The sequence below is a fragment of the Mycobacterium sp. TH-M15 genome (assembly GCF_057473705.1).
Genome location: NZ_JBYCLB010000282.1, coordinates 1 through 4476 on the forward strand (window position 1 = coordinate 1; position 4476 = coordinate 4476).

Genomic DNA, 4476 nt, shown 5'->3' on the forward strand with positions numbered 1-4476 from the left:
GTTGGTGAACCGGCCGTACTGCGCCGCCGAGATCAGGTACGTCGGGGTGCGCTGCAGCATGGTGACCTGGGCGGCCCGCTCGGCCAGCGCCGGGATCAGCGAGATCGCGGTGGCGCCGCTGCCGATCACCACCACCTTCTTGCCGGTGTAGTCCAGCTCTTCCGGCCAGTGCTGCGGGTGCACGACGGTGCCGCCGAACTCCTCGATGCCGGCGAAATCCGGGGTGTAGCCGTCGTCGTAGTCGTAGTAGCCGGACCCGAAGAAGACGAACCGGCTGCGGTAGCTCCGCTGCGCGCCGTCCTGTTCGACCGTCACCGTCCAGGTGTCGGTGGACGAGTCCCAGTCGGCGGCGCGGACGTAGCTGTCGAACCGGATGTGCTCGTCGATGCCGTGCTTGTGCGCGGTGGCGGTCAGGTACTCGCGGATGTGCTCCCCGTCGGCCACCCGCTCCTCACGCACCCACGGCTCGTACGGGAAGCACAGGGTGAGGATGCTGCTGTCCGAGCGCACGCCCGGGTAGCGGAACAGGTCCCAGGTGCCGCCGATCCGGGACCGCCGCTCCAGGATGACGTAGCTGGTGTCCGGGTTGCGCTCGGTGATCCGGTAGGCCGCGCCCAGCCCGGAGATGCCCGCGCCGACGATCACGACGTCGACGTACTGCGGGTCTGGGTCGATACGGTCCGCCATGCCCGGGCCTCCATTCGGCGTCGTCCTTTTCCAGCTTATGCACTCACCGATTCACCGGCTCCAGCGCGGTCAGCGCGGCTGCAGCAGCACGTCCACATGCAGCGGCGCGCACAGCTCGATCAGCCAGATCTGGTCGGCGGGGCCGGCGAAGATGCGCGCGTGCGACGGGTCCTGACTCAACGCCCCCGCGCACCGATCGCCGAAGAAGACGTACGTGCGTGCGTCGGTGCACATTCGCGACATCCACACCAGGCCGTCGAGACCGGCGCCGTGTGCGGCTTCGGCCCAGCGCACCGTGTCGGCGTAGCCGGACGCCGGGCCGGCGGTCAGGTCGGCGGCGGTGACCTTCAGCCGTCGCAACCCCATCCCGTGCAGCACACCGACCCGCACCTCGCGGGTGACCTCGAGCCGGGTCAGAACCTTGTCGGCGTACCTGTCGTACGGCAGGACGCCCCCTTCGACCGGGATGTCGTGCAGGAGGGTCTCGGCGACGGCCGCCTCCTCGGTCTCCGCGGCGTACATGATCGGCACCACCGGATCCCCGAAGAAACCGAACCGGGTGCGGCCGCCGACGCCGGGGTTGAACTCGGTGGCGGTGCGGGTCGCGGATGCGACGCGGTACAGCAGCCGGCCCGCGGGCAGGATGACGGTGGTCGGGGCGAACGGGCTCGGCGGCCACCTCACCACGAGATGCCGAAATCATCCGCCGCCACTGCGGCGACGCGTTCGGGATCCGTGGCGAGATGGTCTACGGGCCGATCGCCGTCGAGGTAGGTGGTCGGTGCGCAGAGCCACTGCACCACGCCCGTCTCGGACCAGTCGTTGGCCTCGGCGGTCTTGCGCAGCGCCGCGATGACGGCCAACGGCTTTCCGTCCGGCCCGAACTGGAAACCCGGATAGGCCAGGTGGTTGCCGCGCCGCACGCCGATCAGCGTCTTGGCGCGGTGCGCGGCGGCGGCCAGGTTGCGCGGTGCGGTGGACCGCGACCCCAGCCGCTTGCCGGCCTCGGTGCTGGTCAGCATGCCGAATTCGGCGTCGATCCGGTCGTAGAGGTTGTGTTCGGCCTGCACCGCCCGGGCGATGGCGGGCTCGGTGTACACCGTGACCGAAGACAGCGCCGCGCCCACCGCCTGCGCGCTCTGCCAGATCCGCCGGGTGGCGGCGGTCAGGTCGTCGACGGTGGTCACGAAGCCCAGTGTACATGCATTTCGTGCGAATTCCGATGTCGCACGGAGTGCACGCTCAGCGGTAGTTGACGAACTGCAGCGCCACGTCCAGGTCGGCGCCCTTGAGCAGCGCGATCACCGCCTGCAGGTCGTCGCGCTTCTTCGAGCTGACCCGCACCTCGTCGCCCTGGATCTGGGTCTTGACCCCCTTGGGGCCCTCGTCGCGGATCAGCTTGGTGATCTTCTTGGCGTGCTCGGAATCGATGCCCTGCTGCAGCAAGCCGGTGATCTTGTAGGTCTTGCCGGAGGCCTGCGGCTCGCCGGCCTTGAACGCCTTCATCGAGATGTCCCGGCGGATCAGCTTCTCCTTGAACACGTCGACGGCGGCCTTGACCCGCTCCTCGGTGGAGCTGGTCAGCTCGATGGCCTCCTCGCCCTTCCAGGCGATGCTGGTGTCGGTGCCGCGGAAGTCGTATCGGGTGGCCAGCTCCTTGCCGGCCTGGTTCAGCGCGTTGTCGACCTCCTGGCGGTCGACCTTGCTGACGACGTCGAACGATGAATCCGCCATCTGCGGTCCCCTCTCGGTGCTCTGTTCTGCAGGCGCTGGCCGTTTGTACCCTGGGTACATCCTCGTTGTAGTCTGCTAGGCGCGATACGGCAGGTTGTCCGAGCGGCCAATGGAAGCGGACTGTAAATCCGTCGGCGAAAGCCTACGCAGGTTCGAATCCTGCACCTGCCACCCAGCTCTTCCGATCGGCCATGCCGATGGGCAGGCCGGGGCACGGCGTGGACGACATCCGGCGTATCAGTGGTGCTGCGGCGCGGTGTAGGCCGGAACCTGCCGAAGCCGCGGGGCGTGCAGCTTGACCATGTGACCCATCGGGCCGGCGAACTCGATCGGGTGGCCACCGTGACAGTTCTCGGGTGGCTGCACACCGCAGTACGGGCAGGACCGATTGATCGCCTCGGCGACGATCTCGTCGGACCACTCGTTGGCCCCGCCGGATTCGGTGTAGTTTGCGGGAGCCATAAACCCAGGTTACGCCGGTCACACTGGCCAGGTATGCCGCAAACAGGTCAAGCAGCGCGCGCATCCCGGGCAGTCATCGGAGCGAGCATAGCGGGGCAATTCGCCGGTCACCGACCACCGGGCCGCGCGGCGGGCGCAGTAGGGTCCAAAGACCCTGGCAACCGGAACTGGGGCAAGCCTAACCTAATTTGCATGCAACAACTACCGATGCCCGACAGGAAAGCCGCAGATCTCCCCGGCCATTGGCTCTTCGCCCGGCTGGGCAAACGGGTGTTGCGCCCCGGCGGGCTGGGCCTGACCGAGCGGATGCTCGTCGACGCCGAACTGCCCGGCGTCGACGTGGTGGAGCTGGCGCCCGGGATGGGCCGCACCGCCCGGGAGATCCTCGGCCGGCACCCGAGCAGCTACACCGGGGTGGAGGGCGACGAGAACGCCGCCGGCGTGGTCCGTTCGGTGGTCGGCGCCAAGGGCACGGTGGTCAACGGCGAGGCGTCGGCGACCGGGCTGGCCGACGCCAGCGCCGACGTGGTGGTCGGCGAGGCGATGCTGACCATGCAGACCGACCCGCACAAGGTGGAGATCGCCCGCGAGGCGTTCCGGGTGCTGCGCCCGGGCGGTCGGTACGCCATCCACGAACTGGCGCTGCAGCCCGACGGGGTGGCCGCCGAGGTCAAAGACGAGGTGCGCACCTCGCTGGCCCGGTCGATCAAGGTCAACGCCCGCCCGCTGACCGCGAGCGAGTGGACCGAGGTGCTCGGCGCGGCCGGCTTCACGGTGAAGAAGGTGTCGTTCGCGCCGATGTCGCTGTTGGAGCCGCACCGGCTGATCGCCGACGAGGGCCTGCTCGGTGCGCTGCGGTTCGTCGTCAACGTGCTGCGCGACTCCGACGCCCGGGCCCGGGTGCTCGACATGCGGTCGGTGTTCCGCAAGTACCACGAGAACATGGCCGCCATCGAGGTCATCGCCGAGAAGCCGGCGGCCTAGCGCCACCCCCTTCGCGTGTGGTGATCTCGCGACGTATACGTCCCGTATCGCGTCGCCGGATCACCACTCGCGGCCCTGATGGTGATATGACAGCACCCGACCGCGACCGCGATGAGCGTGGCCGGGCCCGCAACGCCCGCCCGCGGGACCGGCTGGGCCGTCCGCTGCCGCGCGGCAGCACCGGCAGCGTCGAGAGCATCCCCGACGACCTGGACCTGCCGCCGGCCGAGAGCCTGGCCTACGCGCAGCGGCTGCTGGACGACGGGCTGGCGTTCAGCGCCCACGAGGTGCTCGAGGCGGCCTGGAAGAACGGCCCCGACGACGAGCGGCTGCTCTGGCAGGGCCTGGCCCAGATCGCCGTCGGCGTAACCCATCTCCAGCGGGGCAACCGCACCGGGGCGAAGACCCTGCTGGAACGCGCGTCGTGGCGGCTCGCCGGCGGCGACTCCCCGGCGCCGTACGGCATCGACGTCCCCGGGCTGCTGACGTTCGCCGCCGCGCTGATCGACGACCTGGACGCCGGGACCGAGATCGCGCCGGAGCGGCTGCGCCCGCGCCTGGTCGGCTAGGTTCTCAGCTGTGACGGAGCCGACGCGCTGGACGCTGGCC

7 protein-coding genes and 1 tRNA gene are annotated in these 4476 nt (G+C 69.6%); 3 read left to right on the forward strand and 5 right to left on the reverse strand.

Features of this window, described 5'->3' with window-relative positions:
• From AC2VNT_RS06575 to AC2VNT_RS06590, 4 genes are all read right to left on the reverse strand, one after another.
• The coding region (locus tag AC2VNT_RS06575; protein WP_486946087.1) for a flavin-containing monooxygenase at positions 1-687 on the reverse strand (687 nt) is incomplete at its 3' end.
• Between the two features lie 69 nt (positions 688-756).
• Positions 757-1371 (reverse strand): RES domain-containing protein, encoded by a 615-nt coding sequence (locus AC2VNT_RS06580; RefSeq protein WP_486946088.1) that lies wholly within the window; start codon positions 1369-1371, stop codon positions 757-759.
• Entirely contained in the window at positions 1368-1874 is a 507-nt protein-coding gene (locus tag AC2VNT_RS06585) for a hypothetical protein (RefSeq protein WP_486946089.1), read from the reverse strand. The genes AC2VNT_RS06580 and AC2VNT_RS06585 overlap by 4 nt, the downstream gene beginning before the upstream one ends.
• A 55-nt stretch (positions 1875-1929) precedes the next feature.
• Positions 1930-2421 carry a YajQ family cyclic di-GMP-binding protein gene (locus AC2VNT_RS06590; protein ID WP_486946090.1) on the reverse strand — a complete coding sequence of 164 codons (492 nt, stop codon included), beginning with the start codon at positions 2419-2421 and terminating at the stop codon, positions 1930-1932.
• Positions 2422-2509: 88 nt separating this feature from the next.
• Here AC2VNT_RS06590 and AC2VNT_RS06595 point away from each other — a divergent pair.
• A tRNA-Tyr gene (locus tag AC2VNT_RS06595) sits at positions 2510-2592 on the forward strand.
• 66 nt (positions 2593-2658) lie between these two features.
• On the opposite strand, the gene AC2VNT_RS06600 is transcribed toward AC2VNT_RS06595, so the two are convergent.
• Positions 2659-2883, reverse strand: a complete 225-nt coding sequence (locus tag AC2VNT_RS06600) for a zinc finger domain-containing protein (RefSeq protein WP_486946091.1) — start codon at positions 2881-2883, stop codon at positions 2659-2661.
• A gap of 207 nt (positions 2884-3090) precedes the next feature.
• On the opposite strand from AC2VNT_RS06600, the gene AC2VNT_RS06605 reads away from it, so the two are divergent.
• Together AC2VNT_RS06605 and AC2VNT_RS06610 are read left to right on the forward strand one after the other, a co-directional pair.
• Positions 3091-3867, forward strand: coding sequence for a class I SAM-dependent methyltransferase (locus AC2VNT_RS06605; protein ID WP_486946092.1), 777 nt, complete (start codon positions 3091-3093; stop codon positions 3865-3867).
• An 86-nt stretch (positions 3868-3953) separates the two neighbouring features.
• A complete protein-coding gene (locus tag AC2VNT_RS06610; RefSeq protein ID WP_486946093.1) occupies positions 3954-4436 on the forward strand; it encodes a DUF309 domain-containing protein in 483 nt (160 codons plus the stop codon).
• Positions 4437-4476 lie beyond the last annotated feature (40 nt).